The 17,989-nt window shown below is 63.3% G+C and carries 16 protein-coding genes and 3 tRNA genes; 13 read left to right on the forward strand and 6 right to left on the reverse strand.

The features are described from left to right. Positions 1-75: 75 nt before the first annotated feature. Genes rnc through nagZ form a run of 6 tightly spaced genes read left to right on the forward strand, consistent with a single transcriptional unit; the run spans position 76 to position 5,285 of the window. Positions 76-1,188, forward strand: a complete 1,113-nt coding sequence (gene rnc / locus U4Y90_RS10045; RefSeq protein ID WP_321794418.1) for a ribonuclease III — start codon at positions 76-78, stop codon at positions 1,186-1,188. Between the two features lie 60 nt (positions 1,189-1,248). Further along, complete coding sequence (gene era, locus U4Y90_RS10050; protein WP_321794419.1) at positions 1,249-2,148, forward strand: GTPase Era; 900 nt, start codon at positions 1,249-1,251, stop codon at positions 2,146-2,148. A gap of 3 nt (positions 2,149-2,151) precedes the next feature. Further along, positions 2,152-3,033: a DNA repair protein RecO gene (gene recO / locus U4Y90_RS10055; RefSeq protein WP_321794420.1), complete on the forward strand. Its 882-nt coding sequence runs from the start codon at positions 2,152-2,154 to the stop codon at positions 3,031-3,033. Next, entirely contained in the window at positions 3,030-3,803 is a 774-nt protein-coding gene (gene pdxJ, locus U4Y90_RS10060) for a pyridoxine 5'-phosphate synthase (RefSeq protein WP_321794421.1), read from the forward strand. The genes recO and pdxJ overlap by 4 nt, the downstream gene beginning before the upstream one ends. 11 nt (positions 3,804-3,814) lie before the next feature. Further along, on the forward strand, positions 3,815-4,219 hold the full coding sequence (acpS, locus tag U4Y90_RS10065) for a holo-ACP synthase (RefSeq protein ID WP_321794422.1): 405 nt from the start codon (positions 3,815-3,817) through the stop codon (positions 4,217-4,219). A 37-nt stretch (positions 4,220-4,256) separates the two neighbouring features. Further along, on the forward strand, positions 4,257-5,285 hold the full coding sequence (gene nagZ / locus U4Y90_RS10070; RefSeq protein ID WP_321794423.1) for a beta-N-acetylhexosaminidase: 1,029 nt from the start codon (positions 4,257-4,259) through the stop codon (positions 5,283-5,285). Positions 5,286-5,348: 63 nt separating this feature from the next. Here the strand turns inward: nagZ and U4Y90_RS10075 are convergent, their stop codons facing one another. The 4 genes from U4Y90_RS10075 to earP all read right to left on the reverse strand — a co-directional run bounded on the left by U4Y90_RS10075 (position 5,349) and on the right by earP (position 9,479). Beyond that, a complete protein-coding gene (locus U4Y90_RS10075; RefSeq protein WP_321794424.1) occupies positions 5,349-6,743 on the reverse strand; it encodes a sigma-54 dependent transcriptional regulator in 1,395 nt (464 codons plus the stop codon). A 156-nt stretch (positions 6,744-6,899) separates the two neighbouring features. Further along, positions 6,900-7,250, reverse strand: coding sequence for a BON domain-containing protein (locus U4Y90_RS10080; RefSeq protein WP_321794425.1), 351 nt, complete (start codon positions 7,248-7,250; stop codon positions 6,900-6,902). Positions 7,251-7,514: 264 nt separating this feature from the next. Then, a complete protein-coding gene (gene efp / locus U4Y90_RS10085; protein ID WP_008342076.1) occupies positions 7,515-8,072 on the reverse strand; it encodes an elongation factor P in 558 nt (185 codons plus the stop codon). Between the two features lie 249 nt (positions 8,073-8,321). Beyond that, on the reverse strand, positions 8,322-9,479 hold the full coding sequence (earP, locus tag U4Y90_RS10090; RefSeq protein WP_321794426.1) for an elongation factor P maturation arginine rhamnosyltransferase EarP: 1,158 nt from the start codon (positions 9,477-9,479) through the stop codon (positions 8,322-8,324). Positions 9,480-10,611: 1,132 nt separating this feature from the next. Here earP and ltrA point away from each other — a divergent pair. The 7 genes from ltrA (at position 10,612) to U4Y90_RS10125 (ending at position 16,446) form a co-directional block, all read left to right on the forward strand. Beyond that, positions 10,612-12,312 carry a group II intron reverse transcriptase/maturase gene (gene ltrA / locus U4Y90_RS10095; RefSeq protein ID WP_321794427.1) on the forward strand — a complete coding sequence of 567 codons (1,701 nt, stop codon included), beginning with the start codon at positions 10,612-10,614 and terminating at the stop codon, positions 12,310-12,312. 156 nt (positions 12,313-12,468) lie between these two features. Continuing rightward, on the forward strand, positions 12,469-14,553 hold the full coding sequence (gene uvrC / locus U4Y90_RS10100) for an excinuclease ABC subunit UvrC (protein WP_321794428.1): 2,085 nt from the start codon (positions 12,469-12,471) through the stop codon (positions 14,551-14,553). A gap of 109 nt (positions 14,554-14,662) precedes the next feature. Then, entirely contained in the window at positions 14,663-15,259 is a 597-nt protein-coding gene (gene pgsA, locus U4Y90_RS10105; RefSeq protein WP_321794429.1) for a CDP-diacylglycerol--glycerol-3-phosphate 3-phosphatidyltransferase, read from the forward strand. Positions 15,260-15,435: 176 nt separating this feature from the next. Further along, positions 15,436-15,511, forward strand: a tRNA-Gly gene (locus U4Y90_RS10110). An 87-nt stretch (positions 15,512-15,598) separates the two neighbouring features. Continuing rightward, positions 15,599-15,674: transfer RNA gene (locus tag U4Y90_RS10115), tRNA-Gly, on the forward strand. Between the two features lie 79 nt (positions 15,675-15,753). Continuing rightward, a tRNA-Cys gene (locus U4Y90_RS10120) sits at positions 15,754-15,827 on the forward strand. Between the two features lie 124 nt (positions 15,828-15,951). Further along, the gene (locus tag U4Y90_RS10125; protein ID WP_321794430.1) at positions 15,952-16,446 is read left to right on the forward strand and encodes a GNAT family N-acetyltransferase; all 495 of its coding nucleotides are present in this window, start codon (positions 15,952-15,954) and stop codon (positions 16,444-16,446) included. On the opposite strand, the gene U4Y90_RS10130 is transcribed toward U4Y90_RS10125, so the two are convergent. Together U4Y90_RS10130 and U4Y90_RS10135 are read right to left on the reverse strand one after the other, a co-directional pair. Continuing rightward, positions 16,441-17,319, reverse strand: coding sequence for a cytochrome c oxidase assembly protein (locus U4Y90_RS10130; RefSeq protein ID WP_321794431.1), 879 nt, complete (start codon positions 17,317-17,319; stop codon positions 16,441-16,443). The genes U4Y90_RS10125 and U4Y90_RS10130 overlap by 6 nt on opposite strands. 2 nt (positions 17,320-17,321) lie before the next feature. Continuing rightward, a complete protein-coding gene (locus U4Y90_RS10135) occupies positions 17,322-17,960 on the reverse strand; it encodes an SCO family protein (protein ID WP_321794432.1) in 639 nt (212 codons plus the stop codon). Between the last annotated feature and the right edge of the window lie 29 nt (positions 17,961-17,989).

Here is a 17,989-nt window from a genome sequence, read left to right on the forward strand (position 1 = left end):
ACACCGTCTCGCCACGCGTTTTCCGGGGCCGACCGGCGGAATCGTCCGCTTGCGCGCCCGCGTTATACTCTCTCCATGCCATCCTCTCCGCTGGAAAGCCGGCTGCGGTACGAATTTCGCAATGCGGAATTGCTGCGCCAGGCGATGACCCACCGCAGTCATAGCGCCACGCACAATGAACGGCTCGAATTTCTCGGCGATTCCGTTCTAAATTGCGTGGTGGCGGCGCTTTTGTTCCAAAGATTCGGCAAACTCGACGAAGGCGACCTGTCTCGCGTGCGCGCGAATCTGGTCAAGCAGCAGTCGCTTTACGAAATCGCGCAGGCGTTGAACGTGTCCGAGGGCTTGCGGCTCGGCGAAGGCGAGTTGCGCAGCGGCGGCTTTCGGCGCCCGTCGATCCTCGCCGATACGCTCGAAGCCATCTTCGGCGCGATCTTCCTCGATGGCGGTTTCGACGCCGCGCACACGGTCATCAAGCGGCTCTACACGCCGGTGCTCGATCATATCGATCCACGCACGATCGGCAAGGATGCCAAGACGCTCCTGCAGGAGTATCTCCAGGGTCACAAGATCGCGCTGCCGACCTACACGGTCGTCGCGACGCACGGCGCCGCGCACAATCAGCAGTTCGAGGTCGAATGCACGGTGCCGAAGCTCGATGTGAAGGTGTCGGGTTCCGGCGCGAGCCGCCGCGCCGCCGAGCAAGCGGCTGCAAAGAAGGCGCTGGACGAAGTAGTGGCCGCCGCGCCGACGCTCGGCGTGAAGCCGAAGCGCAAGGGCGCGCGGGCCGCGAAGCAGGTCGAGCCCGAAGTGGTCCCCGGTGTCACAGGCATTCAGGCAGCGCTCGATCTGCGTTCGCCCGACCGTCGCGAGCGTCATCATGGGCCGCACGGCGTACAGCAGGGGCCGCAGGAGCGGCCGGCCACCGCACCGCTCGCGGTCATCCGCGCGACGCACGTCGAGCCGTCGGTGGGCGCTTATGCAGCCGCCGACAAGCCCGAACGCGCGGTCATTCACAAGCCGGAGCGAACGGTGAAAAGCGATTCGACGCCGTTGTCGGAGAGAAGCGCGAACACGGACAAGCCGGCGCCGTCCGGGGACCGCGATGACGACACCGGGACGCGCAACAGCGCCGCCACGGATGCGCCCGCGGGCCGCATCGCACGCGCCGCCGACGCCGGCCACTGACGCGGGCCGATCGCGCACATCGCATATACGCGCCCCAACGATTTCTTGCCGCACACATCTATGAACGCTCTTACTTCTTCCGGTTTTCGCTGCGGCATGGTCGCGATCGTCGGCCGTCCCAACGTCGGCAAGTCGACGCTGATGAACGCACTCGTCGGCCAGAAGGTGAGCATCACCTCACGCAAGGCTCAGACGACGCGCCATCGCATCACCGGCATCAACACGTTCGACGACGCGCAGTACGTCTTTGTCGACACGCCCGGCTTCCAGACGCGCCACAGCGGCGCGCTCAACCGCTCGCTGAACCGCGCGGTGACCTCGACGCTCACGTCGGTCGATGCGATTCTCTTCGTGATCGAAGCAGGCCGCTTCGGTCCCGACGACCAGAAAGTGCTCGACCTGATCCCGGCCGGCACGCCGACGCTGTTGATCGCCAACAAGCTCGATCGCGTCGGCGACAAGGACTCGCTCTTTCCCTTCATGCAGCAGATGTCGAGCTTGCGCGACTTCCGCGAGATCGTGCCGCTATCCGCGAAGAATGCCGACGACATCAAGCGGCTCATGTCCGTCGTGAAGCCGTATCTGCCGGAAGGCGAGCCGATCTACGGCGAAGACGACCTGACCGATCGCAGCGAGCGTTTCCTCGCCGCTGAAATCCTGCGTGAAAAGGTCTTCCGCTGGACCGGCGACGAGCTGCCGTACACGAGCACGGTGCTCATCGACAAATTCGAAACAGAAGGGCGTTTGCGCCGCGTGTTCGCGACGATTCTCGTCGATCGCGACGGTCACAAGGCGATGATCATCGGCCAGAAGGGCGCGAAGCTTAAGCAGATCAGCACTGAAGCGCGGCTCGACATGGAGAAGCTGTTCGACGGCCCCGTGTATCTCGAAACCTTCGTCAAGGTGAAGAGCGGCTGGGCGGACAACGAAGCGGGCCTGCGCGCATACGGCTACGAGTGATGCATGGATGACGGCCCGAACGACGTCCGGATGATTCCGCCCGCCGATCATCGTCCCGACGACGATTTCGACGCGGACGAGCGCCCGGCCGCACGCGCCGTGCCGAAGCGGCGGCGTGCGGCGTCGACGTCGACATCGGACGCCGAGGCCGCGCCGAGAAAGCCGCGCTCAGACTTCCGCGTCGCCGAGCAGCCGGGATTCGTGCTCCATAGTTATCCGTATCGCGAGACGAGTCTGATCATCGACGTGTTCTCGCGCGATCACGGGCGCATCGCGCTCGTCGCGAAGGGTGCGAAGCGTCCGCATTCCGCGTTGCGCGGCGTCTTGCAGACGTTTCAGCCGCTGGGACTTTCGTGGACCGGCAAGGGCGAGGTCCGCACGCTGACGACCGCCGAATGGGTCGGCGGCATGCTGCCGCTGGCGGGCGACGCATTGCTCTGCGGCTTCTACGTCAACGAACTGCTCGTGAAGTTCTGCGCCCGCGAGGACGCGCATCCGGCGCTCTTCAATCATTACGTGCTGACGCTCTCGCGCCTCGCGCACGATGAGCCCGCCGCGCAGGTGCTGCGCTCGTTCGAATGCGTGCTACTGCGCGAAACCGGCTACGCGATGAACCTTCTGCGGACCGTCACGCGCCAGCCGGTCGTGGCCGATGGCCGCTATGTCTTCGATCCCGATCGCGGCGTGCGCGAAGCGTCCGACGATCTTCCGGCGCAATGGCCGGTGATGTCGGGGCAGACGCTGATCGACATGGAGCGCGACGACTACACGAACGCGCAGACCGCCGCGCAAGGCAAGACGCTGATGCGCTTCCTGCTGAACCACTACCTGGGCGGCACGCCGCTCGCCACCCGTCAGATATTGATCGACCTGCAAAAACTATGAGCTTCTTTCTCTCATCGCCTGCGAACGTGATCGATCTGGGCGTGAATATCGATCACGTGGCCACGTTGCGTAACGCGCGCGGCACAGCCTATCCCGATCCGATCCGCGCGGCGCTCGCCGCCGAGGAAGCGGGCGCCGACGCCATCACGCTGCATCTGCGCGAGGATCGCCGCCATATCGTCGATGCCGATGTGCGCACGCTGCGACCGCTCCTCAAGACGCGCATGAATCTCGAATGCGCGGTGACGCGCGAGATGCTCGACATCGCGTGCGAGATTCAGCCGCACGATGCCTGCCTCGTGCCGGAGAAGCGCCAGGAGGTGACGACCGAAGGCGGTCTCGACGTCGCGGGCCGGTTCGAGGAAGTCAAGGCCGCGTGCAAGCAGCTCGCCGATGCGGGCGTGCGCGTGTCGCTCTTTATCGATCCGGACGAGACCCAGATTCGCGCCGCGAAAGAGGCGGGTGCGCCCGTGATCGAACTGCACACGGGCCGCTATGCCGAAGCGCACGAAGCGGCCGAGCAGCAGCGCGAGTTCGAGCGCGTCGCCGCGAGCGTCGATGTCGGCAACGCGCTCGGGCTCAAGGTGAACGCGGGCCACGGCCTGCACTACACCAACGTCCAGGCGATCGCCGCGCTGCCCGGCATCGTCGAACTGAACATCGGGCACGCGATCGTCGCCCATTCGATCTTCGCCGGCTGGGACAACGCCGTGCGCGAAATGAAGGCGATCATGGTCGCGTCACGCCTCGCGTCGACCCACGCGCGCTGAGCGGACACATCATGGCGATCTACGGAATCGGCACGGACGTCGTGCAGGTGAGCCGCGTCGCGGCGGTGATGGAGCGCACGAAGGGACGGTTCGCCGAGAAGGTGCTCGGGCCGGACGAATTGCGCATCTATCATGCGCGCCGGGCGCGTTCGGAAGTGCGCGGCCTCGCGTTTCTCGCGACGCGCTTTTCGGCCAAGGAAGCGTTCTCAAAGGCGATCGGCCTCGGCATGCGCTGGCCGATGACCTGGCGCGCGCTCCAGACGCTCAACGAGCCGAGCGGCAAGCCGATGATCGCGGCATCCGGCGAGCTCGCGCAATGGCTCGAGCAACGCGGCATCACCGCGAAAGTCACCGTCAGCGACGAACGCGACTACGCGGTGTCGTTCGTGATCGCCGAAGTGGCCGACCACGCCTGAATTCAATCCAACCAAGACTAGAAGCCAATTGAATCCGATGAAACGCACTCCTGGCCCGGTCATGTTCGACGTCGCCGGCACGACGCTGAACGATGCGGATATCGAGCGTCTCACGCATCCGATGACCGGCGGCATCATTCTGTTCGCGCGGCATTTTCAGGACCGCGCGCAGCTCGTCGCGCTGACGGACGCGATCCGCGCGGTGCGCGACGACATCCTGATCGCCGTCGATCATGAAGGCGGCCGCGTGCAGCGCTTTCGCACCGACGGCTTCACCGTGCTGCCCGCGCCGGGCAAGCTCGGCGCGTTGTGGGACAAGGACGTGCTCGCCGCGACCAAGACGGCGACCGCGTTCGGTTACGTGCTCGCGTCGGAACTGCGCGCGTGCGGCGTCGACATGAGCTTCACTCCGGTGCTCGATCTGAACTACGGCCAGTCGAAAGTGATCGGCGATCGCGCGCTGCACGGCGATCCGCGCGTCGTGACGATGCTCGCGAAGAGCCTGAATCACGGCCTCGCGCTCGCGGGCATGGCCAACTGCGGCAAGCACTTTCCGGGTCACGGTTTCGCCGAAGCCGATTCGCACGTCGCTTTGCCGACCGACGATCGTCCGCTCGACGAAATCCTCGCGGCCGATGTGCGTCCGTACGACTGGCTCGGCATGTCGCTGACATCCGTGATTCCGGCGCACGTGATCTACACGCAGGTCGACGACAAGCCGGCGGGCTTTTCGCGCATCTGGCTGCAGGACATCCTGCGCGGCAAGCTCGGCTTCAACGGCGCGATCTTCAGCGACGATCTGTCGATGGAAGCCGCGCGCGCGGGCGGCACGCTCACCGAAGCCGCGACGGCCGCGCTGACGGCGGGCTGCGACATGGTGTTGATCTGCAACCAGCCGGACGAAGCCGGCAAGGTGCTGGAGCAGTTGCGCTACACGCCGCCGAAGGCGTCGGAGCAGCGTCTGAAGCAGATGCGTCCGCGTGGCAAGGCGTTGCGCTGGAGCAAGCTGCAGGCACACGCCGACTATCAGGCGGCGCGCGCGTTGGTCAAGGAAATGCTCGGCTGAGCGCGTCCTGACAAAAAAAGCCACGGATCGATGCCGTGGCTTTTTTTCGAGCGATGCAACGTATCAGGACGATTCCAGCTTCATCCGCTGAAGCTTGTTGTAGAGCGTCTTCGGGCTGATGCCGAGCAGCGTCGCCGCGCGATGACGCGTGCCGCCGACCGCTTCGAGCGTCGCGCGAATCAGCATGTCCTCGACGTCGGCGAGCGCGGTGCCGACGGTCACCTGCACGCTGCTGCCATTGAGACCGCGTCCGCCGAGCCCGCCCGGCTCATCGACGCGCAGCGTTTCGATGGTCTCGCCCGACGCGTGATAGGCACGCCGCACGCGCTCACGCATCTCGCGCACGTTGCCAGGCCATTCGCTCGCGACGCACTCGCGGATGAACGCGGGACTGATGCGCTTGGGCGATCCGCTCGTGATCCCGGCGATGTGGTTCTCGCGGTTCAATTCGTCGACGAGCGTTTGCGCGATCAATGCGATGTCGTCGTCGCGATCGCGCAAGGGCGGCAACATGATCGACGATGCCGACAGACGCTGGAACAAGTCCTCGCGCATCGCGCCGCTCGCGACCGCTTCGCGCATCGGCATGCGAGAAGCGGCGATCAGGCGGAAGTCCGTCATGATGCGATTGCTGCCGCCGACGCGCATGAAGGTTTGCGAATCGAGTGCGCGCAACAGCGCTTCCTGTTGCGCAGCGGGCAGCGAATCGATCTGGTCGAGGAACAGCGTCCCGCCGCCCGCCTGTTCGAGCAGACCCGGTTCACGGCTTTCCGCGCCGGCGAACGCATTGCGCTCATGGCCGAAGAGGATGCTTTCCATCGAGCGCTGCGAGCCGTCTGCATGGCGGCTCGCGGAGCAGTCGAACGCGACGAACGGGCCTTTGCGGCGGCGGCTCAATTGGTGGATCGTGCGGGCCGCGATCTTCTTGCCGGTGCCCGGATCGCCGCACAGCAGCACGGCGGCTTCGGTCGGCGCAGTGTGCTCGATCAGGTCGTAGACGTGCTGCATCGCGGCGCTGCGCCCGATCATGTCGCCGAAGTGGCCGAGCTCGCGCAGCGTCGAACGCAGCGACTGGACTTCCTCCGTCAGCTCGTAGGGCCGCGGAATGCGCGCGAGAAGACTGCGCAGGCGCGGAATGTTCACCGGTTTCAGCAGGTAGTCCCAGATGCCGTGCCGCAAGCCTTCGATCGCGCTCTCGACCGTCGCATTGCCGGTCATCACGATGACGGGCAAGGCGCCGTCGGGCGGTTGCGAGGGCAGACTCGGCAGCAAGTCGAGACCGCTGCCGTCGGGCAGATTCAAGTCGATCAACACGACATCGGGAATGAAGCGGGTCAGCGCGGAGCGCGCCTCGGCGAGCGTCGTCGCCGTGTCGACGGAAAAGCCGTCTGCCGTGAGGATCGCGGACAGGCCGGAGAGGCTATTGGGATCGTCTTCGACAATCAGTGCGTGTGGCATGGCGGACCAACGTATCAAAGTGGACTGTAGTGCGCCGTCTCCGCATGGGATCGGGCGTGTCGTGGGCGGAAAACGGCGCATTGTTCCGGCGTTGGCGCGTCTTTCCGCTGCGGTTTTTGTCCTGCGTTACTCGTTCGTCATCTTCCTGGGAGCGCGTCATTGCGGTCTGAGGTGCAGTTCATTGCTGACGGACTGCACGCCCGGAACGCCGCGCGCCACCGCGAGCGCCTTCTGAATCTGCACCTCCGAATCCGCGTATCCCGACAGCTGTACGACGCCGCGATAGGTCGCGACGCTCACCGGCAAGGGCTTCAGTCCCGGATCGGCGGCAAGCGCGGCTTTCACGCGGGCGGCGAGCGTTGCATCATCCGGCGCGCTCTCGCTGCTCGCATTCGTATTCGCCGATGTCACCGGGGTGGATTTGCAGCCGGCGGTGAAAGCGAAGGCGGGCAACGCGAGCGCCGCGACGATCAGAAACCGGCTCTGAATGAAAGGCGTGCTTTGCATGTCGGCTCTGAATTCTTGGTCTGAGGTTTCGAGCAGAAATCGTGCCACGCAGTTAATTTTTCCGATGACGACGGTCCGCGCGGAGCGGGCGCGGATTCCAGGGCCGATCGTCGTCAGGGTTTATCGGGGTGGGGCCGGTAAAGTTTGCCTGAAATTGTCAAAAAATTCATGCAAAAGAAAAAGCGCCCGCGATGGGGCGCTTTTTTTGAAACCGACGGCGGTGGTTCGCACCTGCCGTCTGCTTACGATGCAGGCGCGCGAGGCTTACGCGCGGCTGCGATATTCGTTTGTGCGCGTGTCGATTTCGATCTTGTCGCCGATGTTGCAGAAGAGCGGCACTTGCAGTTCGAACCCGGTGTTCAGCTTGGCGGTCTTCAGCACCTTGCCCGACGACGTGTCGCCCTTGACGGCCGGTTCCGTGTAGACGATCTCGCGAACCAGCGTGGTCGGCAGTTCGACCGAGATGGCCTTCTCGTTGTAAAACACGACTTCGCACGCCATGCCGTCTTCGAGATAGTTGAGCGCGTCGCCCATCATTTCGGCTTCGACTTCGAACTGGTTGTAGTCGGCGTCCATGAAGACGTACATCGGGTCCGCGAAGTACGAATAGGTCACTTCCTTGCGGTCGAGCACGACGACGTCGAACTTGTCGTCTGCCTTGTAGACGGTTTCCATGCCGGCGGCGGTCAGCAGGTTCTTGAACTTCATCTTCACGACCGCGGCGTTGCGGCCCGATTTGTTGTACTCGGCGCGCTGCACGACCATGGCATCGTTGCCGATCATGACGACGTTGCCGACGCGAAGTTCTTGTGCGGTCTTCATAAAACTAGGTCCTGTACGAATGGATTTGGCTTGAATGCCTGGAATGAATCGATCGGACGGTGGCGCTGCTTCGGGTTTTATTGCCGCCGTGCGAGAGTTCGGGCTAACGAGGGATCTGCCGCTGGGACTGACCTGCGCGGCGCAAAATTGGAACTGCGGCCTGCTTCCTCGGATAACCGCTTATTTTAACTGAGCTTTTGCCCATTTGGCCAGTCGATCGGCGCGCCGCGATACGGGGCGGCGCGAGATTCATCCGGCCCTGCGCGAGGCCACGTGCGCGACGAGATTACCGGCCAGATCGCCGATGCGCGCCAGTTCCTTCGCCCATTGCGCGGCGCGGCGTTCCAGCGCACGCCGATGCGCCCAAAAATCCGCCCAGTTCGGGACGCCCACCCCATTCCAGGCGTGCCAGAAACGGGCGACGGCGTCGCACGTTGACGGCTCGAGCATGCGCGTGTAATGCGCGAGCGCGGCGTCGAGCTTGGGCACGTGGGCGTCGTCGGCTTGCGGGTAGATATGCCAGACGAACGGCTTCATCGCCCATTGCGCGCGCACGAAGGAATCCTCGCCACGCACGAAATTGATGTCGGCGGCCCAGAGCAGTTCGTCGAAGCGCGGCTGCTCGACGAAGCCAAGCGCGTGCGCCTGCAGCGCGCCCGCGCGCGCCGCCGTTCCGGCCGTGAACTTCGGCAGGCCGAAAAAGCGTGCGAGCGCGCCCGAGATCCGGCCTTCGGGCACGAGCAGCACGACGGGCGCATCACCGTCGCGCCATTGCGCGAGGAGCGCGTCGACGGCCGGATTTTCATAGGCGAAGAGCGACACGACCGTGTGCTCGCCGCCCGGCCGCCCGATGCCGACGCGCTGACGCCACCACGCGTCGGCGTCGAAGCGCTCGCGGCGCGCATCGAGATCGCGCTCCTTGAGCACGCCGCCCGTGCCCTTGCCGAGCCCGGGAAAGAAGAAGCTCTTGTCGAGCGCATAGCGCGGGTGCGGCGACGGCCGCATGTGGAAATCCGCGACCCAGTCCTCGCCGCTCAGATATTCGAGATTGATCCACACGGGCCTCGGATCGCGGCGCGCCATCGCGGCGATGTACGCATGCGGCAGCTCGCATGCGAACGCCTCGATCACCACATCGGCGATGGCGAGCATGTCGCCCGCGTGCAAAGGCTCGCGCCAGTGCTCGATGGTGACGCCCATCGCGTTCTGACGCACGAGCGTTGCGTCGACTTCGGGGCAGAGCGCGTGGAACACCTTCAGATCGTCGACGAAGAGCCGCACGCGCCAGCCATGTTCCGCGTGCAATTGCCGTGCGAGGCGCCAGCACACGCCGATGTCGCCGAAATTGTCGACCACTGCGCAGAAGATGTCGCAGGCGAGTTCCGGGGCGGCTGAATGCGTGGTCATGAGGACGAAGGCGCGTGGCGTAATGTTCTAAACTGGCGATTCTAGTGCGACACGCACGCTCGTGTCCGTGGGCCTCGCGTTAAGAGGCATCGACTAGAGGGATATCGCCTGAGACTTCGGTTTTGGTCGCTCTACCCTCCGCAGGCGGCCCCCTTGTGGGCCGCGCCCTTGTAGTAGGGGTGGTTTCGGCCACTTCCTGGATGGAACGAACCGCGGTGCAGCTTGGCCGTGGAACGTGTTGCATTAGTCTGGTTATCACCAGATTCCGCCCAGTCAGCGGCTTCACTTCCGCTGACAAAGCGGAGTGTTGTTTGCAGCGTTCGCCGCCTAGTGTGGTGAACCCGCTACACGATACGAGCGAAAGCTCGGGATGTCATTGTTCGGCCCGACCTGCAGTTTGGGGGAGGGCAGTGAACCTGCTGTACGACCAGCAGTAGCCTACGAGGACATGCGTCACTGGCAACGGTGGGGTGTGAAGCTCCTCGGACAATGTAGCCCCCGGACGTATCGGGCGGACCGTTCCCGTGAGGGGACTGTTCGGAGACTCCCAGCAGCGAGGGGGTTGAGGAGCTAGGCTGGCTGATAAGGTTAATGTACGTGAACTGCTGATAAACCTCGTTACCAGTGAGGAGCCAAAGCTGCTTGAAACATCGGGCTCTAACCAAAACGGTAAGTGGTCGGATAGCCCACTTAGAATTTGGGCTACGTCGTCACAGCACCACCGGGGGATAGGCAGAACCTACGTCAGTCGTGTGACATGCCGGGAACGTGGTAAGCCCGTATGGTCGCCAGCGCTGTACGGCTGGCAGACGGACCGTAAGGAACGTTGTTGATCATGCGGGTATGGGAGGACGGAAAAAGCGAATGCCGGGCTGTAATGGCACGGATAGGGGTTGAGACATCATCCCACGCGAAAGCGGGCAGACTTCCGTCTGGTCTACCGTCGCAAGGCGGCTGACTACCCTCTGTAACTTGGTCAGGTACGGGTGCATGCGCCCGTACTGAGGTGTTTGTCCGAGATAGGGGCGCACGCGCTCCTATTGAGGTGTCTGTGTTCCCCAGAGGGGTGTGTCTGCCCCTCTGGGGGAGATGCGCCTTCTGCCTGGGGACTTTTTCCAAGTAGGAGAGCAGCATGAAAGTATCTGGTCGAAAGACCGGATCTGCGCTTTCCCACGCGCCTGCCAACTGGAACGCCGTCAATTGGCGGCGGGTTGAACGGAACGTGAGAGGGATGCAGATTCGAATTGCGAAGGCGACGCGGGAAGGCGACTGGCGCAGGGTGAAAGCCCTGCAACGGATGCTGACTCGCACGTTGTCCGCAAAGCTGTACGCGGTACGACGTGTTACGCAGAACCAGGGTGCGCGAACGGCTGGAGTCGATCGCGAACTGTGGGACTTGCCTGAGAGCCGGTGGGAGGCCATCGGCAGGTTGAAGCGGCGTGGATATAAGCCTCTGCCATTACGGAGAGTCTTTATCCCCAAGGCCAATGGAAAGGAGCGCCCTTTGGGCATCCCGACCATGCGGGACAGGGCGATGCAAGCCTTGTATCTGCTGGCTTTGGAGCCAGTAGCAGAGTCGACGAGCGACCCGAACTCGTATGGGTTCCGAATCAATCGTTCAACGGCTGATGCTATGGGTCAGGTACGAGCTTGCACGTCCCGGAGGGATTCGTCCCGATGGGTACTGGAAGCGGATATCAAAGGCTGCTTTGACCACATCAACCACGATTGGCTGGAAAACCATGTCCCCATGGACAGGGAAATTCTCCGGAAGTGGTTGAAGGCTGGCCTGATTTACAAGGGGCAGCTACAGGCGACTGAGGCCGGTACGCCGCAGGGAGGCATCATCTCCCCGACGCTGGCGAACGTGACGCTGAACGGGCTGGAGCGTGAACTGATTGCGCACCTCGGTGCGAAATTCGGGATCGCGAAGGCAAAGAAGCTGAAGGTGAATGTGGTGCGATACGCGGATGACTTCGTGATCACCGGCGACTCGAAAGAGATTCTGGCAAACGAGGTCAGGCCTTGGGTGGAAGCATTCCTTGCTGTTCGGGGGCTGCAACTGTCAGAGGCGAAAACACGGATCACCCACATTGACGAAGGCTTCGATTTCCTTGGGTGGAATTTCCGGAAGTACTCGGGAAAGCTGCTCATCAAGCCGAGCAAGAAAAACGCGCAAGCGTTTTATCGCAAGGTGGCGGAAACGATCAGCGGCAACAAAACGGTAAAGCAGGAGGATCTAATTCAACTGCTGAACCCAATGTTGCGCGGATGGGCGCAGTATCACCGTCCGGTCTCGGCCAAGCAGACGTACAGCCGGATGGAGCATCTGATTTTTCGGAAGCTCTGGCGGTGGTCGAAGCGGAGGCATCCGCAGAAGAGCGCTGTATGGGTGAAGCAGAAGTACTTTCACTCTGTCGGTGCCCGGAATTGGGTGTTTGCCGTTCGCACGGAACGCGAGGACGGTAGTTGGGGGCTGAATGAGTTGTACCAGCTTAGCGGTACAGCTATCAAACGGCACACGAGGATCAAGGGCGAGTTCAATCCTTTTGATCCGAAGTGGGAGCAGTATGGCGAGACCTTGCGGCAGGGGCGTATGTGGGAACAGATGCGTTACCGGAAGCAGTGGGCCGCGCTATATATGTCACAAAGCGGGCTATGCGCGCATTGTGGCTGTGCCTTGACGGACGAGACGGGTTGGCACGACCATCATCTGGAATATCGGATGCATGGTGGCACCGACGCCTTGTCCAACCGGGCGCTGCTTCACCCGCACTGCCACCGGCAAGTGCACGCTGGAAAACTAGTTGTAACTAAGCCGGTTCTGTCGTAGACAGAACTTTGTTTGTAGATTTGAGCCGTATGCGGGGAAACTCGCACGTACGGTTCTCGGGGGGCTCGGCTTTCGCAAGAAAGTCGGGCTACCCGACAGATAACGCTCCTGGCATGGCGTGCCGCCGTGCCGATGCTTTTCCGCCCCCCTTGCTGCATGACTGACACAGACGCTCCCCAACCGGATTTCGACCCGAAAAAGACGCTCGCGCAATTGCCGCATCTGCCCGGCGTGTACCGCTATTACGACGGCGACGGCAACGTGCTCTACGTCGGCAAGGCGCGCAATCTGAAGAAACGCGTGTCGAGCTACTTCACGAAGACGCTGCATTCGCCGCGCATCGCGATGATGGTCACGCGCATCCGCAAGATCGAGACGACCGTCACGCGCTCGGAAGCCGAAGCGCTGCTGCTCGAAAACAATCTGATCAAGGCGCTCGCGCCGCGCTACAACATTCTTTTTCGCGACGACAAGTCGTATCCGTTCCTCAAGCTCACCGGCCACAAGTTTCCGCGCATGGCGTATTACCGCGGCGCGGTCGACAAGAAGAACCAGTACTTCGGCCCGTTTCCGAGCGCGTGGGCGGTGCGCGAGAGCATCCAGATCCTGCAGCGTGTGTTCCAGTTGCGCACCTGCGAGGACTCGGTGTTCAGTAATCGCACGCGGCCGTGCCTGCTGCATCAGATCGGGCGCTGCACCGCGCCGTGCACGGGCTTGATCAGCGAAGAGGATTACGCGCGCGACGTGTCGAACGCATCGCGCTTTCTGCTCGGGCGCCAGGGCGAAGTGATGAAGGAGCTCGAGCAGAAGATGCACGCGTTCGCCGCCGACCTGAAGTTCGAGCAGGCGGCGGCGGTGCGCAACCAGATGAGCTCGCTGTCGACCGTGCTGCATCAGCAGGCGATCGAAGTGGGCGGCGAGAGCGACGTGGATATCCTTGCGGTCGTCGCACTGGGCGGCAAGGTCTGCGTGAATCTCGCGATGGTGCGCGGCGGCCGTCATCTCGGCGACAAGGCGTATTTCCCGGCGCATGTCGAAAGCGCGATGGCGCTCGCCGATGAAGACGATCTGCCCGATGTCGCCGATATCGACGAGTCGCAACCGGACGCGCCCGCCGATGCCGACGCGCCGATTGACGCGAGCGCCGGGCGCGTGGAAGTCGAAACGGAAACCGAAACCGAACCCCGCGAGGGCGCGCTCGAATCCGAGGTGCTCGAAGCCTTCATGGCGCAGCATTACATCGGCAATCGTGTGCCGCCGGTGCTCGTCGTGAGTCATGCGCCGGCGAGCCGCGAGCTCGTCGATCTGCTGATCGAGCAGGCGGGGCACAAGGTCACGCTGCTGCGTCAGCCGCAAGGACAAAAGCGCGCGTGGCTCTCGATGGCCGAAAGCAACGCAAAACTCGCGCTCGCGCGCCTGTTGTCGGAACAGGGCTCGCAACAGGCGCGCACGCGCTCGCTCGCGGACACGCTCTCGATGGAGATGGACGATCTCGCGCAACTGCGCATCGAGTGCTTCGACATCAGTCATACGATGGGCGAGGCGACGCAGGCATCGTGCGTCGTGTATCACCATCACAAGATGCAGTCGGGCGAATACCGGCGTTACAACATCGCCGGCATCACGCCCGGCGACGACTATGCCGCGATGCGTCAAGTGCTCACGCGCCGCTACGAGAAGATGGTCGCGCAGGCCGCCGCGAACGCCAGCGACGAAGCCACGACCCTGCAGCCCGACGATGCAGCCGATCCCAACGTCACGCCCGACGCCGCCGAACCGGTCGCCGCGGGCGGCACGTTGCCGAACATCGTGCTGATCGACGGCGGCAAGGGACAGGTCGAGATCGCCCGGCAGGTATTCTCCGAACTGGGACTGGATCACGGCATGCTGGTGGGCGTCGCGAAAGGGGAAGGGCGCAAGGTCGGGCTCGAAACGCTGGTGTTCGCCGACGGCCGTTCCGCGCTCGAGCTCGGCAAGGAAAGCGCGGCGCTGATGCTCGTCGCGCAGATCCGCGACGAGGCGCACCGCTTCGCGATCACCGGAATGCGCGCGAAGCGGGCGAAGGCACGGCAGACTTCGCGGCTGGAAGAACTGGAAGGCGTCGGCGCCAAACGCCGTCAGCGGCTCCTGTCCCGCTTCGGCGGATTGCGAGGCGTGCAGGCGGCGAGCGTCGAGGACTTGGCGAGCGTCGAGGGCATTTCGCTCGCGCTCGCGCAGCAGATTTATCGTCAGTTGCATTGAGCCGCACAGCCGGCCGCAAGGCGCGCCGCGCTGGCGGGCCGCCTTGTGAGCGCGGGGTCGACGCGGCACAATGGCGGCTTCCTTACATGTCCCTCAACCGTTTTCGCCCATGCCGTTCAATCTACCGATCTTCCTGACGTGGCTGCGAATCGTGCTGATTCCGCTCGTCGTGGGCGTGTTCTATTTGCCGGACATGATGATGAGCCCGGAGCATCGCAATTTGCTCGGCATGGTCATCTTCGTACTCGCCGCGCTCACCGATTGGTTCGACGGTTTCCTCGCGCGCAAGCTCAATCAGACGTCATCGTTCGGCGCGTTCCTCGATCCCGTCGCCGACAAGCTGATGGTCACGGCCGCGCTGCTCGTGCTCGTGCAACTGTCGCGGCTGAACGCGGTGATCGCGCTCATCATCGTCGGACGCGAGATCACGATTTCGGCGCTGCGTGAATGGATGGCGCAGATCGGCGCGTCGAAGAGCGTCGCGGTGAATCAGCTCGGCAAGTTCAAGACCGTGTGCCAGATGGTCGCGATCCCGATGCTGCTGTTCTACGGGCCGCTGAAGATCACCGGTACGCAATGGCTGATCGACACCCGCGTGTGGGGCCTTTGGCTCATCTACGTCGCTGCGTTCCTCACCGTCTGGTCGATGCTCTACTACATGAAGCTCGCGTGGCCGCAGATCCGCGAGCGCGGCGGGATGCTTTGAGGCGGCCGAAGCGGTCATCGCGCAAAATTGCGTCGAACCGAAAAATTCCTCTCACAAAACAGTTGACAGCCCTCTTTAGCTTCTACATAATCTCGTTTCTCTGATGCACGGCGCGACGCAGCAAGCGAAGCAAGAGCAAAAGAGCGCAGTAGTTCGCAGTTCAAGCAGTATCAAACGCGGGAGTAGCTCAGTTGGTAGAGCGCAACCTTGCCAAGGTTGAGGTCGCGAGTTCGAGACTCGTCTCCCGCTCCAGATTTTGAAGGTTCTGATGTCATCGGCGCTGAATTGGCCAGGCGCAGCGAAGCATCGGAATCGGCAGTAGTAGTAATGCAGGATATTGCGGGAGTAGCTCAGTTGGTAGAGCGCAACCTTGCCAAGGTTGAGGTCGCGAGTTCGAGACTCGTCTCCCGCTCCAGTCAAAGGGGAAGCCAAGCTTCCCTTTTTGTTTGGTGAATCAGCCGGCGTAATGGCCGGTGAGCACCAAAACCGCTTTTGGCGCGGTAGCAAAGCGGTTATGCAGCGGCCTGCAAAGCCGTTTAGACCGGTTCGACTCCGGTCCGCGCCTCCACTTGAAAAGCCCTGATCCGTCAGGGCTTTTTTCTTTTTCGGAGCGCCATATTCGCCCGAACCGCCCGAATCCGCGTCCCGTCGCGCCACGGCATAATGGCACTACCACCGCCACACCGACTTCCATGACCGACTCACTCTCCCGACTCGATTGGCGCTGGAAGCGCTTCGATGACCTGACGACCACCGAGGTCTACGACATGCTCGCGGCACGCAGCGCCGTGTTCGTCGTCGAGCAGAACTGCGTGTATGGCGACATCGACGGGCTCGATGTCGATGCATGGCATCTGTTGGCGTATGGCGAAGGCGACACGCGTCCGGCGCTCGCGGGCTACCTGCGCGTACTGTTGCCAGGCCATCCGAACGAGAGCGAGAAGGACGTGCGCATCGGGCGCGTGCTGACGACCGCGAAGTTCCGTGGCCTGAAGCTCGGCAACGCGATGCTCGAGCGCGCGCTCGAGCATATCCTGAAGCAATGGCCCGATCAGCCGGTCAGCCTGCACGCGCAAGCGCATTTGCAGCGCTTCTACGGTGCGTTCGGGTTCGTGCCGTCGTCGGGCGTGCATGACGAAGACGGCATTCCGCACGTCTGGATGCGTCGTCCCGGTTTCGAATCATGACATCGTGGCCTTCGGGCCAGTGACCGGCGCGCCCGCGCCGCGTCCGACACGTTCCTTTCCCAGCCGCGAGCGCGCCGACAGCCGCAGCCAGTGGCGCAGCGCGATCAATGCGCCGATCACGCTCATCATCGATCCCGGAATCCAGAGCAAAAGGCCGCCGATCTGCTGATCGCGCATCGGCGTGATCCACGTGAACGCGCGGCCGCAGATCGAATAGATCGGATACAACTCGTGCGGCGTAAAGAAGATGTACGCGCCGAGGATGATCTGCGGCGGAATCGCCGCGATCACGACGAGAACCCGTCTGCCGGGCGCGAGCCGGGCGGGCGGCGCGGGGCGCGGATCGAGAATCAGCCACCAGAACAGCAGACCGTCGATCACCATGCTCCAGTTCATCACACGGTAGAGCCGGTAATCGAGCATCGCCTTGAAGTGGATCGGCGACAGCAGCCAGAAGTAGATCAGCCCGACGAACAGCGCGACCGCGATCACGGGGTGAAACACGATATCGAAGAAGGCGCGCGCGACCCGGGTTTGCGCGGCCGGCCGCAGCCAGCGCCGCCGCCATTCGAACGGAATGCCCGCTCGCAGCGCGGCACCCGGATACGAAAGCGCGATCAGGAACGGCCCCAGATGATGCAGCACGAGATGCTGCAGGCGATGCATGAAGAATTCGTGCTCGAAGAAGTAATCGAGCCGGGTGTGCAACGCGACGTAAAGCGCGACGAGGCCGAACCAGAACGCGATGCGCCGCGAGATCGACACGCGCGCGTGCCGCGCGCCGCGCGCGAACAGAATCCCCGCGACGAGAATCGCGATCACGACCGTCGTCGACGGCTCCCAGGGATCGAGCCAGTAGAGAAGCGTGCTCATCGTCAGGCGTCCTTGGCGTGAATCACGCGCTTCAGGTCGCTCGCGATGGCGTCGACGGAATCGCGGTCGGTCGCGAGCAGGCGCGCGTGGCCGGCGGCATCGAAGATATAGACGGCCGAGCTATGCGTGACTTCGTACGCGCCATCCGGATCGCGCTTTTCCATCTGATACGCGATGCGATAGCGCTGCGCGACCGACTCGATCGCGCGGTCGGTGCCTGTCAGGCCGACCGCGTGTTTGTCGTCGAAGGCGCGCACGTAGGATCGCAGGAGCGCGGGCGTATCGCGCGCCGGATCGACGGAGACGAACACGATGCGCGCGTCGTCCGCATCGGGCCCGACGCGCTGCAGCACCTGCATGAGGCGCGCCATCGTTTCGGGGCACACGTCGGGGCAATGCGTGTAGCCGAAGTAGACGAGCGTCGTCTTGCCCGCGAACGAATGTCCGGTGACGGGCGCGCCGCCATCGTCGACGAGCGAGAAGTCCAGATCCGGCAGATGGCCCGATACGTCGGTCAAATGCCACGGCTCGGCGGGCTTCGAGCAGGCGGTGAGCGCGCACAGCGAGAGAAGAGCGAGGAGGCGTCGCGCAGGCACGGACTTCGCGCGCCGTGCGGAAGAATCGAGGAATGAAGCGTGCATCGGAAATCGCGTTGCAGGATGATTCGATA

This window comes from Caballeronia sp. J97, assembly GCF_905220305.1.
GTDB lineage: Bacteria > Pseudomonadota > Gammaproteobacteria > Burkholderiales > Burkholderiaceae > Caballeronia.

Coding starts and splice junctions, on each gene's coding strand:
- pgsA (WP_321794429.1), top strand. CDS start 14,663: ATGCCGTTCAATCTACCGATCTTCCTGACGTGGCTGCGAATCGTGCTG.
- efp (WP_008342076.1), bottom strand. CDS start 8,072: ATGAAGACCGCACAAGAACTTCGCGTCGGCAACGTCGTCATGATCGGC.
- recO (WP_321794420.1), top strand. CDS start 2,152: ATGGATGACGGCCCGAACGACGTCCGGATGATTCCGCCCGCCGATCAT.
- acpS (WP_321794422.1), top strand. CDS start 3,815: ATGGCGATCTACGGAATCGGCACGGACGTCGTGCAGGTGAGCCGCGTC.
- U4Y90_RS10135 (WP_321794432.1), bottom strand. CDS start 17,960: ATGCACGCTTCATTCCTCGATTCTTCCGCACGGCGCGCGAAGTCCGTG.
- pdxJ (WP_321794421.1), top strand. CDS start 3,030: ATGAGCTTCTTTCTCTCATCGCCTGCGAACGTGATCGATCTGGGCGTG.
- U4Y90_RS10075 (WP_321794424.1), bottom strand. CDS start 6,743: ATGCCACACGCACTGATTGTCGAAGACGATCCCAATAGCCTCTCCGGC.
- rnc (WP_321794418.1), top strand. CDS start 76: ATGCCATCCTCTCCGCTGGAAAGCCGGCTGCGGTACGAATTTCGCAAT.
- nagZ (WP_321794423.1), top strand. CDS start 4,257: ATGAAACGCACTCCTGGCCCGGTCATGTTCGACGTCGCCGGCACGACG.
- earP (WP_321794426.1), bottom strand. CDS start 9,479: ATGACCACGCATTCAGCCGCCCCGGAACTCGCCTGCGACATCTTCTGC.
- U4Y90_RS10125 (WP_321794430.1), top strand. CDS start 15,952: ATGACCGACTCACTCTCCCGACTCGATTGGCGCTGGAAGCGCTTCGAT.
- ltrA (WP_321794427.1), top strand. CDS start 10,612: ATGAAAGTATCTGGTCGAAAGACCGGATCTGCGCTTTCCCACGCGCCT.
- U4Y90_RS10130 (WP_321794431.1), bottom strand. CDS start 17,319: ATGAGCACGCTTCTCTACTGGCTCGATCCCTGGGAGCCGTCGACGACG.
- era (WP_321794419.1), top strand. CDS start 1,249: ATGAACGCTCTTACTTCTTCCGGTTTTCGCTGCGGCATGGTCGCGATC.
- uvrC (WP_321794428.1), top strand. CDS start 12,469: ATGACTGACACAGACGCTCCCCAACCGGATTTCGACCCGAAAAAGACG.
- U4Y90_RS10080 (WP_321794425.1), bottom strand. CDS start 7,250: ATGCAAAGCACGCCTTTCATTCAGAGCCGGTTTCTGATCGTCGCGGCG.